20 protein-coding genes are annotated in these 17,307 nt (G+C 34.4%); 13 read left to right on the forward strand and 7 right to left on the reverse strand.

The annotated features are described in order from the left end of the window. Window positions 1-56: 56 nt before the first annotated feature. Window positions 57-1,568, forward strand: coding sequence for a carboxypeptidase M32 (locus tag CDZ92_RS05865; protein WP_096154319.1), 1,512 nt, complete (start codon window positions 57-59; stop codon window positions 1,566-1,568). 60 nt (window positions 1,569-1,628) lie between these two features. Here CDZ92_RS05865 and CDZ92_RS05870 read toward each other — a convergent pair whose 3' ends face one another. The 4 genes from CDZ92_RS05870 to CDZ92_RS05885 all read right to left on the reverse strand — a co-directional run bounded on the left by CDZ92_RS05870 (window position 1,629) and on the right by CDZ92_RS05885 (window position 4,674). After that, window positions 1,629-3,272 (reverse strand): b(o/a)3-type cytochrome-c oxidase subunit 1, encoded by a 1,644-nt coding sequence (locus CDZ92_RS05870; protein ID WP_096154320.1) that lies wholly within the window; start codon window positions 3,270-3,272, stop codon window positions 1,629-1,631. Next, complete coding sequence (locus tag CDZ92_RS05875; RefSeq protein ID WP_096154321.1) at window positions 3,262-3,741, reverse strand: cytochrome c oxidase subunit II; 480 nt, start codon at window positions 3,739-3,741, stop codon at window positions 3,262-3,264. Before CDZ92_RS05875 ends, CDZ92_RS05870 begins: the two co-directional genes overlap by 11 nt. Window positions 3,742-3,759: 18 nt before the next feature. Further along, the gene (locus tag CDZ92_RS05880) at window positions 3,760-3,909 is read right to left on the reverse strand and encodes a cytochrome c oxidase subunit 2A (protein ID WP_096154322.1); all 150 of its coding nucleotides are present in this window, start codon (window positions 3,907-3,909) and stop codon (window positions 3,760-3,762) included. Window positions 3,910-4,185: 276 nt separating this feature from the next. Beyond that, on the reverse strand, window positions 4,186-4,674 hold the full coding sequence (locus tag CDZ92_RS05885; protein WP_096154323.1) for a chemotaxis protein CheX: 489 nt from the start codon (window positions 4,672-4,674) through the stop codon (window positions 4,186-4,188). A gap of 64 nt (window positions 4,675-4,738) precedes the next feature. Here CDZ92_RS05885 and CDZ92_RS05890 point away from each other — a divergent pair, with 64 nt between their 5' ends. The 10 genes from CDZ92_RS05890 (at window position 4,739) to CDZ92_RS05935 (ending at window position 14,734) form a co-directional block, all read left to right on the forward strand. Beyond that, complete coding sequence (locus tag CDZ92_RS05890; RefSeq protein WP_096154324.1) at window positions 4,739-5,305, forward strand: GNAT family N-acetyltransferase; 567 nt, start codon at window positions 4,739-4,741, stop codon at window positions 5,303-5,305. A gap of 436 nt (window positions 5,306-5,741) precedes the next feature. Further along, complete coding sequence (locus CDZ92_RS05895; RefSeq protein WP_096154325.1) at window positions 5,742-6,824, forward strand: type III polyketide synthase; 1,083 nt, start codon at window positions 5,742-5,744, stop codon at window positions 6,822-6,824. Between the two features lie 4 nt (window positions 6,825-6,828). After that, entirely contained in the window at window positions 6,829-7,398 is a 570-nt protein-coding gene (locus CDZ92_RS05900; protein ID WP_096154326.1) for an isoprenylcysteine carboxyl methyltransferase family protein, read from the forward strand. 437 nt (window positions 7,399-7,835) lie between these two features. Then, the gene (locus tag CDZ92_RS05905) at window positions 7,836-11,495 is read left to right on the forward strand and encodes a dynamin family protein (RefSeq protein ID WP_096154327.1); all 3,660 of its coding nucleotides are present in this window, start codon (window positions 7,836-7,838) and stop codon (window positions 11,493-11,495) included. A gap of 1 nt (window position 11,496) precedes the next feature. Continuing rightward, a complete protein-coding gene (locus CDZ92_RS05910) occupies window positions 11,497-12,228 on the forward strand; it encodes a nucleotidyltransferase domain-containing protein (RefSeq protein ID WP_096154328.1) in 732 nt (243 codons plus the stop codon). A gap of 8 nt (window positions 12,229-12,236) precedes the next feature. Further along, a complete protein-coding gene (locus CDZ92_RS20260) occupies window positions 12,237-12,434 on the forward strand; it encodes a hypothetical protein (RefSeq protein WP_096154329.1) in 198 nt (65 codons plus the stop codon). After that, window positions 12,431-12,688, forward strand: a complete 258-nt coding sequence (locus CDZ92_RS05920) for a DUF2533 family protein (RefSeq protein WP_096154330.1) — start codon at window positions 12,431-12,433, stop codon at window positions 12,686-12,688. The genes CDZ92_RS20260 and CDZ92_RS05920 overlap by 4 nt, the downstream gene beginning before the upstream one ends. Before the next feature lie 71 nt (window positions 12,689-12,759). Then, complete coding sequence (locus CDZ92_RS05925; RefSeq protein WP_096156929.1) at window positions 12,760-13,542, forward strand: sulfurtransferase; 783 nt, start codon at window positions 12,760-12,762, stop codon at window positions 13,540-13,542. Window positions 13,543-13,620: 78 nt separating this feature from the next. Then, complete coding sequence (locus CDZ92_RS19875; protein WP_096154331.1) at window positions 13,621-13,761, forward strand: hypothetical protein; 141 nt, start codon at window positions 13,621-13,623, stop codon at window positions 13,759-13,761. A gap of 100 nt (window positions 13,762-13,861) precedes the next feature. Next, the gene (locus tag CDZ92_RS05935; RefSeq protein ID WP_176483723.1) at window positions 13,862-14,734 is read left to right on the forward strand and encodes a 5'-3' exonuclease; all 873 of its coding nucleotides are present in this window, start codon (window positions 13,862-13,864) and stop codon (window positions 14,732-14,734) included. A gap of 87 nt (window positions 14,735-14,821) precedes the next feature. Here the strand turns inward: CDZ92_RS05935 and sspL are convergent, their stop codons facing one another. Further along, a complete protein-coding gene (gene sspL, locus CDZ92_RS05940) occupies window positions 14,822-14,956 on the reverse strand; it encodes a small, acid-soluble spore protein L (protein ID WP_096154332.1) in 135 nt (44 codons plus the stop codon). A 108-nt stretch (window positions 14,957-15,064) separates the two neighbouring features. On the opposite strand from sspL, the gene CDZ92_RS05945 reads away from it, so the two are divergent. Then, window positions 15,065-15,562 (forward strand): divergent PAP2 family protein, encoded by a 498-nt coding sequence (locus CDZ92_RS05945; RefSeq protein ID WP_096154333.1) that lies wholly within the window; start codon window positions 15,065-15,067, stop codon window positions 15,560-15,562. An 84-nt stretch (window positions 15,563-15,646) separates the two neighbouring features. Next, the gene (locus tag CDZ92_RS05950; RefSeq protein ID WP_096154334.1) at window positions 15,647-15,919 is read left to right on the forward strand and encodes a DUF6123 family protein; all 273 of its coding nucleotides are present in this window, start codon (window positions 15,647-15,649) and stop codon (window positions 15,917-15,919) included. A gap of 38 nt (window positions 15,920-15,957) precedes the next feature. Here CDZ92_RS05950 and CDZ92_RS05955 read toward each other — a convergent pair whose 3' ends face one another. After that, window positions 15,958-16,860, reverse strand: coding sequence for a DMT family transporter (locus tag CDZ92_RS05955; RefSeq protein WP_096154335.1), 903 nt, complete (start codon window positions 16,858-16,860; stop codon window positions 15,958-15,960). Next, window positions 16,860-17,261: a reverse transcriptase-like protein gene (locus tag CDZ92_RS05960; RefSeq protein ID WP_096154336.1), complete on the reverse strand. Its 402-nt coding sequence runs from the start codon at window positions 17,259-17,261 to the stop codon at window positions 16,860-16,862. Before CDZ92_RS05960 ends, CDZ92_RS05955 begins: the two co-directional genes overlap by 1 nt. Window positions 17,262-17,307: the final 46 nt, after the last annotated feature.

The following is a 17,307-nucleotide window of genomic DNA, read 5'->3' on the forward strand; positions in this document are numbered from 1 at the left end:
CAGAAAATTATGTATTCTATTACTTGTATACATTAAGCAAGGGGGAATGTTTCACGATGTCATTAGAACAGCTAACAAAACAATACGAAGAAACAAAAAAGAGAATCGCAAGTTATGAAGAAGCAATAGCACTAATGTTTTGGGATATGAGAACAGGAGCACCGAAAAAAGGCTTAGAACAACGCTCTGAAGTTATAGGAATGCTTTCTTCTGATGCCTTCAAACTATCCACATCTAAAGAGTTTGAAGAAGTACTACATGCATTATTAGAAGAAGAAAACTTTCATCAAGTTTCAGAAATTATGCAAAAATCCTTATTAGAAAGTAAAAAGGATTTTGACAGAAACAAAAAAATACCAGTAGAAGAATACCAAGACTATATTGTACTATCTACAAAATCGGAAGCTGTTTGGGAAGACGCAAAAGAAAAATCAGACTTCTCCATGTTACAGCCATATTTGGAAAAGTTAGTTGCATATAACAAAAAATTCATTGAATACTGGGGCTTTGAAGGAAATAAATACAATACGTTATTAGACATGTTTGAACCAGGAATGACAGTTGAAAAATTAGATCAAGTATTTGGGCAATTAAAAGAACATATTGTACCACTAGTAAAATCTATTAGTGAGTCTGATTATAAAATAGATGCAAGTTCACTTTTATTCCACTTCCCGAAAGATAAGCAGAAAGAATTTAGTCTGGAAGTTTTGAAAGAGTTGGATTATGATTTTTCAGCTGGTCGGCTAGACGAAACCGTTCATCCTTTTGCAGTTGGAATAAACCCTGGAGACGTTCGTGTTACAACGAAATATGATGAAAATGATTTCCGCACAGCGGTTTTTGGAACAATTCATGAATGTGGTCATGCTTTATATGAACAAAATGTTTCAACGGATCTAATTGGAACTGGACTATGTAGTGGGACTTCTATGGGGATTCATGAATCACAATCGCTATTCTATGAAAACTTTGTAGGGAGAAATTATTCATTCTGGAAGCGCCATTATAACCGTTTAAACGTATGTGCTGATGGCAAGTTTTCCGATATGAACTTAGATTCTTTCTACGAATCTATTAATGAGGCAAAACCTTCTTTAATTCGTATTGAAGCAGATGAGTTAACGTATTGTTTGCACATCATCATTCGCTATGAATTAGAAAAATCTTTATTTAACGATGAAATTACTGTGGAAGATCTTCCATCTCAATGGAATGCAAAATATGAACAGTATTTAGGAATCACACCTCCAAATGACGCAAAAGGAGTACTACAAGACGTGCACTGGTCGGGAGGAAGTTTCGGTTACTTCCCATCGTACGCATTAGGATATATGTACGCAGCACAACTAAAACAAGCAATGCTGAAAGACATACCAAACTTCGATCAAAAACTAGAAAACGGCGAACTTAAAGAAATAAAAGAGTGGTTATCAGAAAAAGTACACAAACATGGAAAAATGAAAAAACCACTAGAAATCCTAAAAGACGTAACAGGGGAAGAATTAAATGTTACACACTTAATTTATTACCTAGAAGAAAAGTACAAAACACTTTATAAGCTATAAAATAAAACCTGCAATGACATCAAAGTCATTGCGGGTTTATTTGACCAAATGCAACATGTTTTACCAGAACTTGAACCCTTTAGAACCTGGCGGTGCATTTTGTATCATATCTATAAATGGTATCGTGTAAGCAAAAAGAATTAACGCTACCGTAATACCAATCCATAGCTTCCAGTTTTCAAAAACAAGTGGTGTTCTTTCTGCTTGTTCCGCCACTTCACCAACAGGGAATTCTTCCACGCCAATAGGAGCAAAGAAGGCCAAGTTAACGAAAATCACTAGAACAATAATGATACCGATGAAAAGGATAGATCCACCAATTGCTTGGAACAATTGATAAGGTACCCATTCTAATGCTTGCGGTGCATTTCCGTAAGTTGAGAAAGAAGAACGACGTGGTGCACCAAGAAGTCCTGCCATATGCATAGAACCTGACATAATTGCCATACCTACAGACCAAACGATTGTTTGAATAATACCTAGACGGTTCATAGCTTTCGTTAATTTACGACCAGTTAAGTGTGGAACTAACCAATACATAATACCAAAGAAAGTTAAAATTACAGATGTAGCTAACGTTAAGTGAAAGTGACCAGTAACCCAAATAGTATTATGAACTACTTGGTTTAACTGATGACTCGCGTTTACTAATCCACCAGCACCAGCTGGGATAAAGAATAACATACCAACAAATAAAGAGAAGAATCGCGCATCGCCCCACGGAAGCTTCTTAAACCATCCAAATAGCCCTGTAGCCCCTTTAGAACGACCATAAAGCTCAAATGTTGCAAAAAGAGAGAAAGCAGTCATTAAAGAAGGAATAACTACCATAAATGTTAAAATAACTTGGAAGAACTTCCAGTTCGGATCAATTCCTGGCTCTGTTAACTGATGGTGAAAACCTACAGGAATAGAGAAAAGTAAAAATAGAATGAAAGATAATCTTGCTAAAGAATCAGAGAAAATCTTCCCGCCAATAATTTTTGGAATAATAACATACCATGCCATATATGCAGGTAATAACCAGAAATATACTAACGGATGGCCAAAATACCAGAATAATGTTCTACTTACTAAAACATCAATTGTATCAACTAACCCTAAAGACCATGGTAAGAATTGAACTAATACAGTAGCAGCTACTCCAAGAGTCGCAACTAACCACATAATCATATTAACAATAACCATAAAGCTTAATAATGGACTTACTTTTCCAGGATTCGCTTTCTTCCATTTCCCGTAATGAGTAAACATTGCAAATCCACTTACCCAGCTACCAACAACAACGAAAACTAATCCGATGTAGAAAGCAGGGTGGGCCATTAAAGGCGCATAAAATGTATAAAGAACAGTTGCTTGGTTTAATAGAATAGTAGTTGCTGTTGTAGCAGTACCAATTGTCATTAACCAAAAACCAACCCACCCTGCCTTGCGAACACCAGGAGTAAATGTGCCAGATGTTTTACTTAAAGCAGCGATTTGAAATCCGATAATAAAGAATGTAGTAAGAACAAGTGCAAGTAAAACACCATGAACAGTAAGCAATTGGTAATAACCAATTCCAGCTGGTAACGTATATTCACCTGAACGAACTAATGTTTGAAGTAAACCTGCAAGACCACCTAATAGTAAAGCGATAAAAGCAACGTATAGGTGAGCCATTGCCAATTTTCCATCACGTTTGTCTACTACATTACTCAACATCTTTTTTCACCTCAAATCTAGAAGTCATCATATGATGACCAACTCCGCAATACTCGTTACATAAAACTAAAAATTCGCCTTCTTTATTAAAAGTTTGAGTATAAGTGCTAACATAACCTGGTTCAACCATCATGTTAATGTTTGTTCCAGCTACTTGGAAACCATGTACAACATCTGGAGTTGTCACGCTAATATGAACGGTAGCACCTAGTGGAATTTCCACATGACTTGGCTCATAATGGAAGGCAGATGCAATCATAATTAACTCATATTCATTGTCGCCGATCTTTTTTAATCCCGGCTCATCAAATGGAGCTGTAACATATACTCTCTCCGGATCAATCGTTACCGCACAACTCGGAGGTTGATTCCCCATGTAAAAAGCACTAACACCGATAGTAGTTAAAAATAAAATTAATGTAGTAATACCGAATATTAACCAAATTTTTTCAAACTTATGAATATGCATTTCAATTTCACCCCTTATTTATAAACGATTTAAGAATAGTAGAAAAACACCAACCCACGTAAAGATTAAAAAGAAACCTAGAATAAATACAGCTGTTAATGTGCCACGCAAGTTCGATGGAGTTTTTGTTTGAACAACTGTTTTTTTGCCGATTTCAGTTTTTGCCATTGTAACTAACTCCTTTCTGCAAATGCCTTTCTTATCTTCATGTTACAAAAAAAATTGGAAATGAATAGATGTTTTCTGCGTGTTCACAAATGGTTCATTAACCCTTTTAAAACTATGTATATAGTGAAAAACCGAAGTGACAATAGAAAAGGTTATTAAATAGGAAGAACAATTGTGAAATAAATGTGAAGTGTGATTTGGACCGTTGCGTTTCATCTAATGTTATGAAACAGAAAAGGGGAAAAATAAAAAGAGCCTCCGATGGAAACTCTTTGTTTACAATTCGATCATTAATGAAAATTTACTATGATCGGGTAGTTTTACTGGTGCACATACTGTATGTAACGATGAATGAGTTTTAATTTCTTGAAAAATTATACTAGGTGGTGTAATATCTGTTTTCAGGCCAATTTGGGAAACATAATTAGATAAGTTGCCAGCAATCATATTACCAAGTTCACCTGTGAAGGAATGGAGCATTTCTCCTTCTAGTTGCATACCAAACATTGTTTCACTTAATTTTTGAAAAACATCAGATTCTCCAAAAATGAAAAGTTGTGCTTGTAGGTCACCAGTTAACTGGATGGAAACGCCCATAGAAATAGAAGTCATTGTATTTTCGATGATTGTAGGTTCTTCGAAGGATAAAGTTAATGGAATTACTGACTTAACTGAATCGATTGTACCGAATAAAAGGTCGTGTATTCTATCGTTTTTCACCATAACAACATCCTTTTTCTGAATAATATAGTACTTTTTCATCATATCATACAACTACACATATTTATCAACAAAATTCTACAAAAACTGAAGAAATTTCATAGAAAAGGTGATAGATTTGAAGCAATTCGTAATGGCATTTGAAGCAAAAGATAATTCAAGTGTTAAAATTAGACCGCTAGAAACGACAGATGCCAGTGATTTGGTAGAATCTGTGAGGACTATCGTAGAAGCCGGATCTTACATACAAAAAGATGTACCTCGTACGGTTGAAGAGGAAGAAGCGTTTATTATGGAAATGAAGAAAAAGAAAAATATGTACGTTGGAGTAGAATGGAACGGGAAAGTAGTAGGGCTTGCAAGAGTGATACGTGGTGAAATTAAAATGAAAAAACATACGGGCTTGTTTCGTACATGGTTAACAGATGAAGTGCAGGGATTAGGAATAGGAAAAAAAATTATGGAGTATACAGACAAGTGGTGTATGGAGAATAATGTAAGAAAGCTCTGTTTAACAGTTTTTGCTTCCAATGAGGTCGCTTATAATCTGTATGAAAAATATGGTTTTATAAAAGAAGGAGTACAAATTGACCAAGCATACATTAATGGTGTTTATGATGATGAAATTTGGATGGGAAAATTTTACGAAGTAGATAATTCTGTAGAACAACGATGAACATGTTCAATTTCTAAATTTTGTTAGTGTAATTAGGCTTATTATTCGATATAATAAAACTGCACAACAACAACTCCTTTAAAACGTTAACTTCCCTGACAATCGTTGGGGAAGCTTTTTTGTTTATACGTAGCATTAAGACCATTTTAAGATTATAAACGTTAATTTATGTCCATTAATTATTTTTAATGGACAACAACAACTTTAATTTCTGTGGAAGTGTCCTTTATAATTTTTTTATGACCACTTTGAGCTATAATACAAGCAAAACTGTCCATAATACAATTTTTAAGGACAATAACGAATTAAATTTCATATGACATGTCCATAAAACCGCTTAATCGACCCTCTTATTAAGAAACACTACAAAAATTTTGAATAAATAACGTTAATTTGGTAAAATTAACCTTACTAATATTATGTGAGGTGCATCCTTTTGCCAAAAGTTGTTTCCGTTGGTTTGGCAACTCCTGATTATACAATTTCTCAGCAAACAGCTGTTGAATTTGCCCGTGAATTATTTTCTGATTCGTTTAAAGATATAGAAAGACTATTAACCGTCTTTGGTAATGGGGAAATAGAGAAGCGGCATTTTGCCCAAGATATGGACTGGTTTAGTCATGAACACACTTTTGAAGAAAAAAACGATATGTATATACAAGAAGCCGTTAGATACGGAAAATATGCTGTTCAAGAAAGTTTACATAATGAGGTTATGTTAAACCAAACCATTCAAATAGAAGAAGTAGAGGCAATATTTTTCATTTCAACAACCGGAATGGCTACTCCAAGTATTGATGCTCGAATCATGAATGAGCTGCCTTTTTCTTCTCATACAAAACGAATACCGATATGGGGTTTAGGTTGTGCCGGTGGGGCAGTTGGACTTTCTCGTGCATTTGAATATTGTAAAGCGTTTCCTTCATCTAAAGTAATCGTTTTATCGGTGGAATTATGTAGTTTAACTTTTCAAAAGAACGACACATCTAAAAGCAACCTTGTTGGTACTTCTTTGTTTGCAGATGGTGTGGCATGTGCGGTTGTATGTGGCGATGAAGTGGATCTTTCTTTTGTTAAAAAAGCTGTTCCAACTATTTTTGACACTCAATCTACATTAAAAAAAGATTCAGAAGATGTTATGGGTTGGAATATAAAAAACGAGGGACTTTACGTTGTTTTCTCAAGAGATATTCCAACACTGATCACTAACTGGTTAAAACCGAATGTAGAGACATTCCTTGAAAAACATGATTTAACCTCAACAGACTTAGATTTATTTATAGCCCATCCTGGTGGAAAGAAAGTATTAGAAGCGTATGTCAAAAGCTTAGGAATACACTCAGAAAAGTTAAGCACATCAAGAAAAATATTAAGTCAGTTCGGAAACATGTCTTCTGCTACTATTCTCTATGTCTTAAAAGAGATCATGGAGGGAAGTGCAAAAAAAGGTGATGTAGGTTTGGGAATGGCTTTAGGTCCGGGCTTCAGTTCGGAGCTAGTATTAATGAAATGGGAGTGAGCCTATGTATTTTACACTATTTTTGTCCTTTGTCATTACACAACGACTAGCGGAACTCATCATTGCAAAACGAAACGAGAGTTGGATGCTTCAAAATGGTGCCAAGGAATACTTTCCAAATCATTATAAATTTATTGTACTACTACATATTGGTTTTTTAATATCTTTCATTAGTGAAGGGATCATTTTTAATAAAGAAGTAAGTCCGATATGGCCAGGACTATTAATACTGTTTGGATTCACTCAATTACTAAGGGTTTGGGCAATCACATCACTCGGTAAGTTTTGGAATACCAAGATTATTATTTTACCTAATGCAAACATTGTTAAAAAAGGACCATATAAATTTATTCGCCACCCGAATTACTTAATCGTAGGATTAGAAATACTACTGATTCCTTTACTATTTCAAGCATATTTTACAGCTATTGTTTTCACCATACTTAATGCGGTCATATTGTCGATTCGAATTCCTTTAGAGGAGAAAGCTTTAATAGAGGGAACGGCTGATTACAATAAATACATGGAATATAAGAATAGATTTTTCGTTAAAATAGGCAAAAATTTAGACTAATTCCTATTGTAATGAACAGCGTTTACATGTTATTATGTAATTGAAAATAATTATCACTCTCAAAAGAAGGTGTCCAACATGGTATACGTATTAATTGGAACAACAGTAGCCATCTATTCCTTTGTATTAAAACATGTATTACATAATATAGCTTCTTAAATTTATGAGTCAAGCATACTTTGCTTGGCTTTTTATTTTTTTCAGCCGAAACAATAGGAAAATTTACATTTTTCATATAAAATGATAAAAGAGTAAGTTTAATAATGATTATTACTAAGCAAAAAGCGATTTTCTAGACTGAATATACTAGTGAAATCACATCAAAAGATTAACGGACACACTATGCTTTTTACGGTGTAATTCGTTTTTCACTAAACGAATTGTAATTATAAAATTACTTCATAGATTAAGAATTACATTCAAGGGGATAAGCAAAAATGGGAGTACAAACAAAAGAAATTACAAAAGAATGGAATGCTAAGTTATATAAAATTGTAGAAGCTTTACATGAAACACAAGATTATAAAAGTGCAAAAAAAGTTTCACAGCTTATTGATAAACTCGAAAATAACGAATTGATGCTCGCATTTTGTGGCCACTTTTCAGCTGGAAAATCTTCATTCATTAATGAATTATTGCAAGAGCAAATACTACCCGCAAGTCCGATACCAACATCAGCAAATGTCGTAACAATTAAAAAAGGCGAAGAAAAAGCCCGTGTTTACTTTTTCGATGGAGAGCCTTTAGAAATATTGCCTCCTATACAATTTGATCATGTGAAGAAGTTTGCGAAAGAAGGAGACAAAGTAGAATCTGTTTTATATCAATATCCTTTTCAAAACTTACCTGATAAGTTAGTTGTATTAGACACACCTGGAATTGATTCAACAGATGATGCGCATAGAGTTTCTACTGAGTCTGCTTTACATTTAGCCGACATTATTTTTTACGTCATGGACTATAACCATGTCCAATCAGAAGTTAACTTACAATTTATTAAAGAAATACAGCAACAAGGTAAGCGCGTTTACCTTATCGTTAATCAAATAGATAAACATCAAGAAAATGAAATTCCTTTTTTCACGTACAAAAGTAGAATCGAGCAATCATTCCAAGATTGGGGAATACAGTATCCAGAGATTTTTTACACAAGTTTAAAAGTACAAAATCACCAACTAAACGAATTAAACAACGTAAAGCAACTTGTAAAAACACTAACAGACAATCAAGCTTCTATCATGGAAGAAACAATTGCTCGTGCAATAGAAACGATTTTTGAAGAACATAATAAATGGCTTTTTGATCAAAACGATGAGAAGCTTACATCTTTAGAAAATAAAATGATTTCTTCTATGAGTAAAGAAGACTTGCAAAAAGAAATAGCAGAACATACTGCAACAATTAAAAAGTTGCAAGATCAACAAGTGTCTATCCAAAAAACGTTTGACGACGGTATAGAAAACATTATTACGAATGCACACATTACACCATTTGAAATGCGTGAGCTATCTAAAAACTATTTAGAGTCCCGTCAAAAGAACTTTAAAGTCGGTTTATTGTTTAGTAAAAAGAAGACTGAAGAAGAACAACAGATACGCGAAGAAAAGCTTCTTCATGACATCCAAGAACGAGTAACGACGCAACTGAAAAAACATTTAGATGATTATATTCTAAAATTCATAAAAGAAAAGTCTGTTTTTATCAATGATTTGTCTGAACGTTTAGAAGCATGCTTTGTAGAAATAGATACGTACTATTTACAAAAACATGTAAAACCAGGGGCAGGTGTAACTGGTGATTCTGTTCTTAATTTTACAAAAGACATCGCAAGTTCTATTAGGAGAGACTATAAACAAAAAGTTGTTAAGCTAATGGAGCCTATATTTGTGCAAATATTAGAAGAAAGTAACCAACAAATACAACAACTAAAAGAAAAGAAAGTGCATGCCGAACAAGCAATGGAAGCAGCCGTTCAGTATGAACAATTAATTCATGATTTGAATAATAAAGTGGACTACTTAAAAGAACAGTTATCCGCATCTATTGACATAATCTCACCACATGCAAAAGAAATAATTGTTGAGTATTTAAAAGAAAATGTAAAACAAATAAAAGGTGATCAATTAGAATTAGAGTCTACGCAAGTAAAAACGCCAAAAGAAAAGGCAGTGCAAGTGACGAATGAATCGATATCATCACCTGTTGAACAGGTTATTGAAAAAATAGGCGAATCCATTGCTATTATTCAACCATTAAAAGGTTTTGAAAAAGTAGCGGAAGAGTTAAAGCAAAAAGCAAATAAGCTTTCCAATCAAACGTTTACAGTTGCCTTATTTGGTGCATTTAGTGCTGGAAAATCTTCTTTTGCTAATGCATTGTTTGGAGATAAAGTATTACCTGTCTCTCCAAACCCTACAACTGCTTCTATAAACAAAATCTCGCCAGTTACGGAAAATAACCCTCATGGCACGGTTCATGTTTCTGTAAAATCAGAAGCAGACTTATTAGAGGATCTTCAATTGGCATTGTCTTATTTTAATAAAAATGCGAGTAGCATGGATGATGTTTTAAAACAGGTGGAATTGCTTCTAAAGGAAAATCATTCAAAAGAAGTAGATACAAAAAGTAAGCCACATTACAGTTTCTTATCTGCTTTCTATCAAGGCTGGAGTGAAATGAAGGATAAGTTAGGATCACTGCTTTCTATTTCATTAGAAGATTTTCCTGCCTATGTAGCCGAAGAAACAAAAGCTTGTTTTGTTGAGTGGATGGAAGTGTTTTATGATTGTGATATAACTCGTCAAGGAATCACACTTGTAGATACTCCAGGGGCGGACTCTGTTAATGCGCGTCATACAGAAGTTTCATTTGAGTACATTAAAAACTCAGACGCCATTCTTTTTGTAACGTATTATCAACATGCATTTTCAAAAGCAGATAGAGAGTTTCTTATTCAATTAGGTCGTGTGAAAGATGCGTTTTCACTAGATAAAATGTTTTTCGTTGTAAATGCAGCGGATTTGGCTAATACAAAAGAAGAGTTAGACCTAGTTACTGACTATGTAGAGAGCCAGCTATTAGAATATGGAATAAGAAATCCAAGATTGTTCCCACTATCTAGTTTATTAGCTCTAAAAGAAAAGTTAGGGGAAGAAGTTGTTTTACCTAGCTTCATGCAAAGCTCCCAAATAAGCGCGTTTGAACAATCTTTTTATCATTTTATTAAAAATGACTTATTAGAAATGAGTGTTCACGCTGCGAAAGTAGATTTACAGAGAACTGCAAGTAAACTTTCCAGTATATTAGCTGCAGCAAATGAAAGTGTTGAAGAGAAAGAACAAAAGAGAGTGAAGATAGAAACAAATAAAAAGACAATCCATGAAATGGTAACATCCTATTCGATGACACCTTTACAATCTCGTATGGAGAAAGAAGTAAGTGAGCTGTTGTTCTATTGTAAGCAACGTGTATTTTTCCGTTTTGCCGACTTTTTCAAAGATGCCTTTAATCCAGCTGTATTACAAGACAATAATAACCCGAAACAACAGCTTCCTCATTGTTTAAAGGAATTAATGAAAGATATGGAATTTGATATAGCGCAAGAAGTGCGTGCCACTACTGTTCGAATGGAGAAATTTATTCATAGCATGATGAAAGACTGGTATGTCGAAATGGAAAAGAGAGCTACTCAAGTTGACGTATCTTGCACGTTTCCATCATTCCAAGAAAAATCAATAGATGCTTTATCTATTCAGGCAGGTTTAGAATCACTCTCAGCTAAAGCAATCAAAGAAGCATTCTCACATTTTAGAAACGCTAAATCATTTTTCGAGAAAAATGAAAAAGTGAAAATGGTAAACTCGTTAGAAGAAAACTTAAGTCCTATCATTGATCAATATTTACAACATAATAAAGAAAGATTAAATAAGCATTATGAAGCAGCACTTGGTGAATATTTTGGCTTTAGTAAAAACCTAATCGATGAAGAAGTAACAGAATATTACGGTAGCATTTTAAACGCGTTAATAGAAAAACTACCAATGGACGAATGGGAAAAAGCAGAGCAACAATTAACTTCGATCTTAAACGAGGGATAATATGAATGTGCTAGATGTTCTTTCTACAATAGAAAAAGAACAAAATATTCGAATACTATTTGCATGTGAAGCTGGTAGTAGAGCTTATGGTATGTCACAAGTGGATAGTGATTATGATATACGGTTTATTTATATTCAACCGATTAAAAGTTACCTTTCTTTAGGAAACGCTAAAGAAACGTATACCCTAATAAAAGGTGGATTAGACATCCAAGGTTGGGACATAAGAAAAGCTCTACTTTTAGCACATAAATCAAATGCAAGCCTTTTCGAATGGGCGCTTTCATCTATTCCTTATGTTCGGGATGATCTGTTTTCTTCATACTTTTTAGAAGAGGTGTATCCGAGTTTTTCTATAAAAGTGTTAGCTTATCATTACTTATCCTTAACAACCAAGAATGTAGCGCAATTTAAAGAGAAACAAAAAATAAATTTTTTGTATCATGCTGTTAGATGTGCGTTAATGTTAGAATTGCTTGTTGAGCAAAAAGTGACATCCATTCAATTAGCACAGCTAACGAAACAGAGTAACTATTTTTCTGAATCAGATTATTGTTTATTGAAGCAATGGAAACAGCAAGGGGCAGTAAGCAATGAACTTGCTTCCTCCTTATTGCAAAAAATTATTCAAGTCATAGAAGCTACTTCACCACAGTTACAAGGTTTAATTACTTCAAAGCCGCATATAAAGGCTTTAGAAAAACTTTTTCACGAACTTTTGGAAGTTGATTGAGGGGAAATATGGTAAAACAAACAAACCGTTTTCATGCATGCGCAACTTGTATTCACTTTGAAAGAATAAAAATAGAAAAAAAGATGTTCGACCGGTGCAAAAGGCTAGGCTACGAAACAAAAGCACATTACCAATTTACATGCTGGACACCGAAAGAAGAGGTAAAAAAATTAATGGATAAAGAAAAATTGGAGGACAATTCATGAGCGTACATAAGCAAATTTCTGCACATTCAAAAAAACAAAACGAAGTCGTTATGAAATTTATACAACTAGAAAATGTAAGAGAAAAATACATTGAAGAAGCAATATACCATTGTCAACATAATGAAACATTCTCAACAGAAAAAATAAACGAAGTAACAAAAAGAATTAATGAATTAGCTAAAAGCGGAATAGCAGAGCAACGTAAACTAGTTACAGAAGATATGATAAGAGAGTTTGTAAACAGAAAGAAGTAAGAAAGTGGGGGATTGGATTGAAATTTTTAGTGGAACCGACAGAGATAGCAAATGATTTACATAATATAGTTATGGTAGACTGCACTTTTTATCTAGGAGAAGATACAAAGGGTAAACAGGAATACGTAAAAGAACATATACCTACAGCTATTTATTTTCATCTTGACGAAGACCTATCTGGTGAAATCGGTTTACATGGAGGACGTCATCCACTTCCTGATTTTGAACGATTAAAAGACAAGCTCGAAAACATTGGAATTAGTAATGACACGAAAGTAGTCGCATATGACCGTCAAAAAGGTGCCATGGCTTCTAGGTTTTGGTGGTTGCTTACGTATTTAGGCCATGAAAAAGTTTACGTATTAAATGGTGGCTTTCAAAAATGGCAAGAGGAAAAATTACCAATGGCTAGTGGTATGGAAAGTCCGCAATATTATAAAGGTAACTTAAACGTACAAGTACGTGATGACATGCTCGTCTCTATGGAAGACGTGAAAAATAAATTATTGGATGTCAGAAATGGCTCGATCACACTAATCGATTCCCGTGAACCCGCTCGATATAAAGGCGAAGTGGAGCCAATTGACAAAATAGCGGGTCATATCCCAGGAGCTATTAATGAATTTTGGATATATGCAACAACTGATTCCGGTTGGAAAGAGGTAAGTGCATTGGGTGAACATTTTTCACATTTAGACAAAAGCAATGAAACGATTGTTTACTGCGGATCAGGTGTTACTGCTTGTCCTAATGTATTAGCTTTAAAAACAGCTGGTTTTACGAACGTAAAGCTTTACGCTGGTAGCTGGAGTGATTGGATTTCATATAACGATAACCCAATCGAAAAGGCTTAAATTTCCTTTATGAAAAAGGAAGTTCCTCCTCATACTAAATAGGTAAGTTTATTCTTTTACATTTAGGAGGGGTTTTTAATGGGTAAAACGAAAAAAGGAAATGCAAATGCACAACGCAACAACAATGCGAAACAAAAAGGAACGATGGATACAGAGTTTGCTTCATATGCGGAAATGGAAGCAGCTAAAATGACGAATAGTAAAAACAACAAGAAATAATACATTGGGTTGAGGAGATTATTCCCTCAACCCTTTTTTCATGTATAAATAATAACTTTATATGTTATAATGAAACTTGCTTAAAAGGAGGAGATTTCATTTGAAAAGATTATTACTAATTGATGGTATGGCATTATTATTCCGTTCATTTTACGCAACGAGTGTTTATAATAGATTTATGTATACTTCTACAGGTATGCCGACAAATGGTGTACAAGGCTTCGTTAAACATATGTTAACTTCCATCGAAACGTTCGAACCAACACATGTTGTTTGTTGTTGGGATATGGGAAGTAAAACATTTCGTACAGAAATGTTCGATGATTACAAAGCAAATAGACCAGCACCTCCTGAACAATTAATTCCGCAATTTGACCTTGTGAAAGAAGTGGTCGATTCTTTTGATATTCCGAACATCGGATTAGTAGGTTTCGAAGCAGACGATTGTATCGGAACGATAGCAAAGATGTATCGTGACGATGCAGAAATAATGATCTTAACAGGTGACCAAGATATTCTTCAATTATTAGATGACAAAATTAGTGTAGCATTAATTAAAAATGGCTATGGGAACTATGAAGTCCACAGTCCAAGCTCGTTTTTTGAGAAGAAAGGCTTAACGCCATCTCAACTTATTGACCTAAAAGCCATTATGGGTGACCCGAGTGACAATTATCCAGGTGTTAAGGGGATTGGGGAAAAGACTGCTACTAAGTTGTTGTTAGAGCATAGTACGATTGAAGGAATTTTAGAGAATTTAAGTAGTTTAACAAAAGCACAACAGAAGAAATTTGAAGAGAGTCTTGAATTGTTGCACCTGTCAAGAGAGCTAGCAGAAATCAAATGTGATGTACCCGTATCCTGCGCCATTGATACGGCAGAAATTACATTTAATCAAGATAAAATTTATAGCAAATTTGATGAATTAGAATTTACAACTTTAAAAACGTTTGTTTCTAAATATTGTTCATAATAGATATAGAAGTGGACATACAACCCATTTATATTCAAAAAGAGTCTGTTCAGAAGTTCTTTCTGGACAGACTCTTTTCAAGTTTCATTATCTTTTTGTATTATCCCTCTTGGCTTTGTTCTCTAATTTAGACTTAGGCGATGCAGCTCCTGCGTCTTGTCCATATCCTTGGGGATTTACTCCAGGTGCTGATTGACCACGGTTTGCAGAATGTTTACTCATATTCCTCACCTCCAACTATAGTTTTCCTTATCCACTAAAGAATATCCTTTTCACTTCGGTGAATAAACAGTCCCACTTCAATGAAAACTAATCATTGAGGTGATTACTGTGAATAAAGCAATACAGGTTGCTCTAGCTGCTATATCGATAGCACAGTTTTTAAAAATACCCATCACATTTATTCGATCGGGAAAATGGAATTGGGGATTGTTATTTGAAACGGGAGGAATGCCAAGTTCGCATTCCGCAGGTGTATCTTCTCTAGCAACTTTTGTAGCGTTGAAAAAAGGGATACCAACAGTAGATTTTGCCCTGTCCACTATATTTGGATTAATCGTCATGTATGATGCACAAGGAGTAAGAAGACAAACAGGTGAATTAACCATTGCGGTCAATGAGTTAAGCGAAGAGGTAGAAAGATTGGAGAATAAACCTGACCTACACTACCATGACAACATTGAAAGAAGAGTGAAAGAAAAGCTTGGCCACCAACCAGAAGAAGTAGTTGCAGGTGCCCTGTTTGGAATAGCTGTTGGCGTATTAGGATACATTTTTTCTGGTGGAAAGCGAAAAAAATTCAAACTAACAAACTTCATTGATCATTAACCGCCAAATGTAGAAAATAGTAGGAAATTGTCACCCCATCATGTAAAATAAACAATAGAGCATATACAACAAGGGTGGAAAAAGATGGGGAAGAATGACAGTACGGAAGTATATATAGATAACCTAAAAGCTAAAGGGTTTATTTTTAGAGAAGATGCATTAGGGTTTATTGAATTTGGAAAACACTATACAGGCAGCTCAGACCACTTAGTAAATATTGCAATTGAAATAACACTTAAAGCACAAAAGCAATTTGACGGTAGCTTCTTCGTGTCTTTTTTGGAAATATTAAAAAAAGAAGAAGTAGACTCAAAAAAACATGCTTACAAATTAGCAGAAGAAAAGAATATTATATAATGTGAGAAAGGACTCCCAGCAAAGTGGAAGTCCTTTTCTTATACCGAAATTTCAACTTTTTTCTTCCTTATTGGAAGTTCCGCTAAGATCATTCCAACAAAAATAAAGATACAGCCAACTACAGCGAATGTAGAAAGTCTTTCATTTGCCCACAGATAACCGGTAATAGCGGCAAAAACTGGCTCCATCGCAAAAATTAATGCCACTCGAGTAGGAGATGTAAACTTTTGCACATGTGTTTGAATAAAAAAGGCAACAGTTGTAGCAAGAAAAGCACAAATTAACAGAGCAAAAACTACTTCAAAATGGAACAAATCTTGACTGTCTAACAACCAAGGCTTTTCAAATAGTAATGCACTGAACGTACTTAAAATGGCAACAGTAAAAATTTGTACAGTTGTTAACGCTATAGCCGTATAAATTTTTGTGAATTTTCCTGTTAAAACGATATGTACGGCAAATGAAACGGCACATAGTAAAACGAAAAAGTCACCTATATTAAAAGCTAGATAATCGAACATAGTTAATAAATATAAACCAAACGTTGCAATGGATACACCTACAATAGCTTGTTGATGTATTTTTTCTTTTAACCATAAAAAACAAATGATTGGAACAAGCACCACACTTAATCCAGTAATAAATCCTGCTTTAGATGAGGTCGTATAAACTAAGCCTAATGTTTGTAAGCCGTAACCAAAAAATAACCATACACCGAGTATAACCCCTGGTAACATTACTTCTTTCTCTACAACCCAATTACCTTTTTTTCTTGCCAGTAATAATAAAACAAGTAGAGGTATTCCTGCTAAAAGAAATCTAACTGCATTGAAAGTAAAAGGTGGTAAAATGGCGATAGCATTTTGGACAAGGACAAAAGTAGAGCCCCATATAAATGCGACAAACAATAATAGTAAATCTGCTGTTAAGGTCTTTTTCATTATTTTTCTCCCGACTTATATAATTGAATTGCTTTTCGTGATAACTCGTCGGCGACAGCGTTTTGCTTGCTTGGAATCCATTTTATAAAAAATAAATCTAATTGATTGGCAAGCTTCATTGCTTCTTCTAAAAGCCCACTATATTTATCATTTTTGGCAAATTGCTTTTCCATTGCACGTTCAACTGCTTGCGAGTCTGTTCGAAAGGAAACAATACGATAATCTTGTTCTACACATATTCTTAATGCATGAATCAATGCGTGATATTCCGCTTCATGGTTATTCATCATTCCTAGTGGAACAGAATAGCTTTCTGCTTTTCCATGTCCTTTAATAAAAATCCCTGCTCCTGATGGGCCCGGATCTCCAGCACTTGCCCCATCTATGTATACTTCAATCATGATAGCAAACCTCCAATATTCTCTCACCGTAACATTTGTACTAACA

Source organism: Bacillus sp. FJAT-45066 (assembly GCF_002335755.1).
In the GTDB taxonomy this organism is placed as follows: Bacteria; Bacillota; Bacilli; order Bacillales; family Bacillaceae_I; genus Bacillus_CD; species Bacillus_CD alkalisoli.

Bases quoted from the DNA above. Each gene is read 5' to 3' on its own strand.
- CDZ92_RS05920 (WP_096154330.1), top strand. From the start codon at position 12,431: ATGAGCGTACATAAGCAAATTTCTGCACATTCAAAAAAACAAAACGAA.
- CDZ92_RS05905 (WP_096154327.1), top strand. From the start codon at position 7,836: ATGGGAGTACAAACAAAAGAAATTACAAAAGAATGGAATGCTAAGTTA.
- CDZ92_RS05870 (WP_096154320.1), bottom strand. From the start codon at position 3,272: ATGTTGAGTAATGTAGTAGACAAACGTGATGGAAAATTGGCAATGGCT.
- CDZ92_RS05925 (WP_096156929.1), top strand. From the start codon at position 12,760: ATGGTAGACTGCACTTTTTATCTAGGAGAAGATACAAAGGGTAAACAG.
- CDZ92_RS05900 (WP_096154326.1), top strand. From the start codon at position 6,829: ATGTATTTTACACTATTTTTGTCCTTTGTCATTACACAACGACTAGCG.
- CDZ92_RS20260 (WP_096154329.1), top strand. From the start codon at position 12,237: ATGGTAAAACAAACAAACCGTTTTCATGCATGCGCAACTTGTATTCAC.
- CDZ92_RS19875 (WP_096154331.1), top strand. From the start codon at position 13,621: ATGGGTAAAACGAAAAAAGGAAATGCAAATGCACAACGCAACAACAAT.
- CDZ92_RS05960 (WP_096154336.1), bottom strand. From the start codon at position 17,261: ATGATTGAAGTATACATAGATGGGGCAAGTGCTGGAGATCCGGGCCCA.
- CDZ92_RS05910 (WP_096154328.1), top strand. From the start codon at position 11,497: ATGAATGTGCTAGATGTTCTTTCTACAATAGAAAAAGAACAAAATATT.
- CDZ92_RS05950 (WP_096154334.1), top strand. From the start codon at position 15,647: ATGGGGAAGAATGACAGTACGGAAGTATATATAGATAACCTAAAAGCT.
- CDZ92_RS05955 (WP_096154335.1), bottom strand. From the start codon at position 16,860: ATGAAAAAGACCTTAACAGCAGATTTACTATTATTGTTTGTCGCATTT.
- CDZ92_RS05885 (WP_096154323.1), bottom strand. From the start codon at position 4,674: ATGATGAAAAAGTACTATATTATTCAGAAAAAGGATGTTGTTATGGTG.
- CDZ92_RS05880 (WP_096154322.1), bottom strand. From the start codon at position 3,909: ATGGCAAAAACTGAAATCGGCAAAAAAACAGTTGTTCAAACAAAAACT.
- sspL (WP_096154332.1), bottom strand. From the start codon at position 14,956: ATGAGTAAACATTCTGCAAACCGTGGTCAATCAGCACCTGGAGTAAAT.
- CDZ92_RS05865 (WP_096154319.1), top strand. From the start codon at position 57: ATGTCATTAGAACAGCTAACAAAACAATACGAAGAAACAAAAAAGAGA.
- CDZ92_RS05875 (WP_096154321.1), bottom strand. From the start codon at position 3,741: ATGCATATTCATAAGTTTGAAAAAATTTGGTTAATATTCGGTATTACT.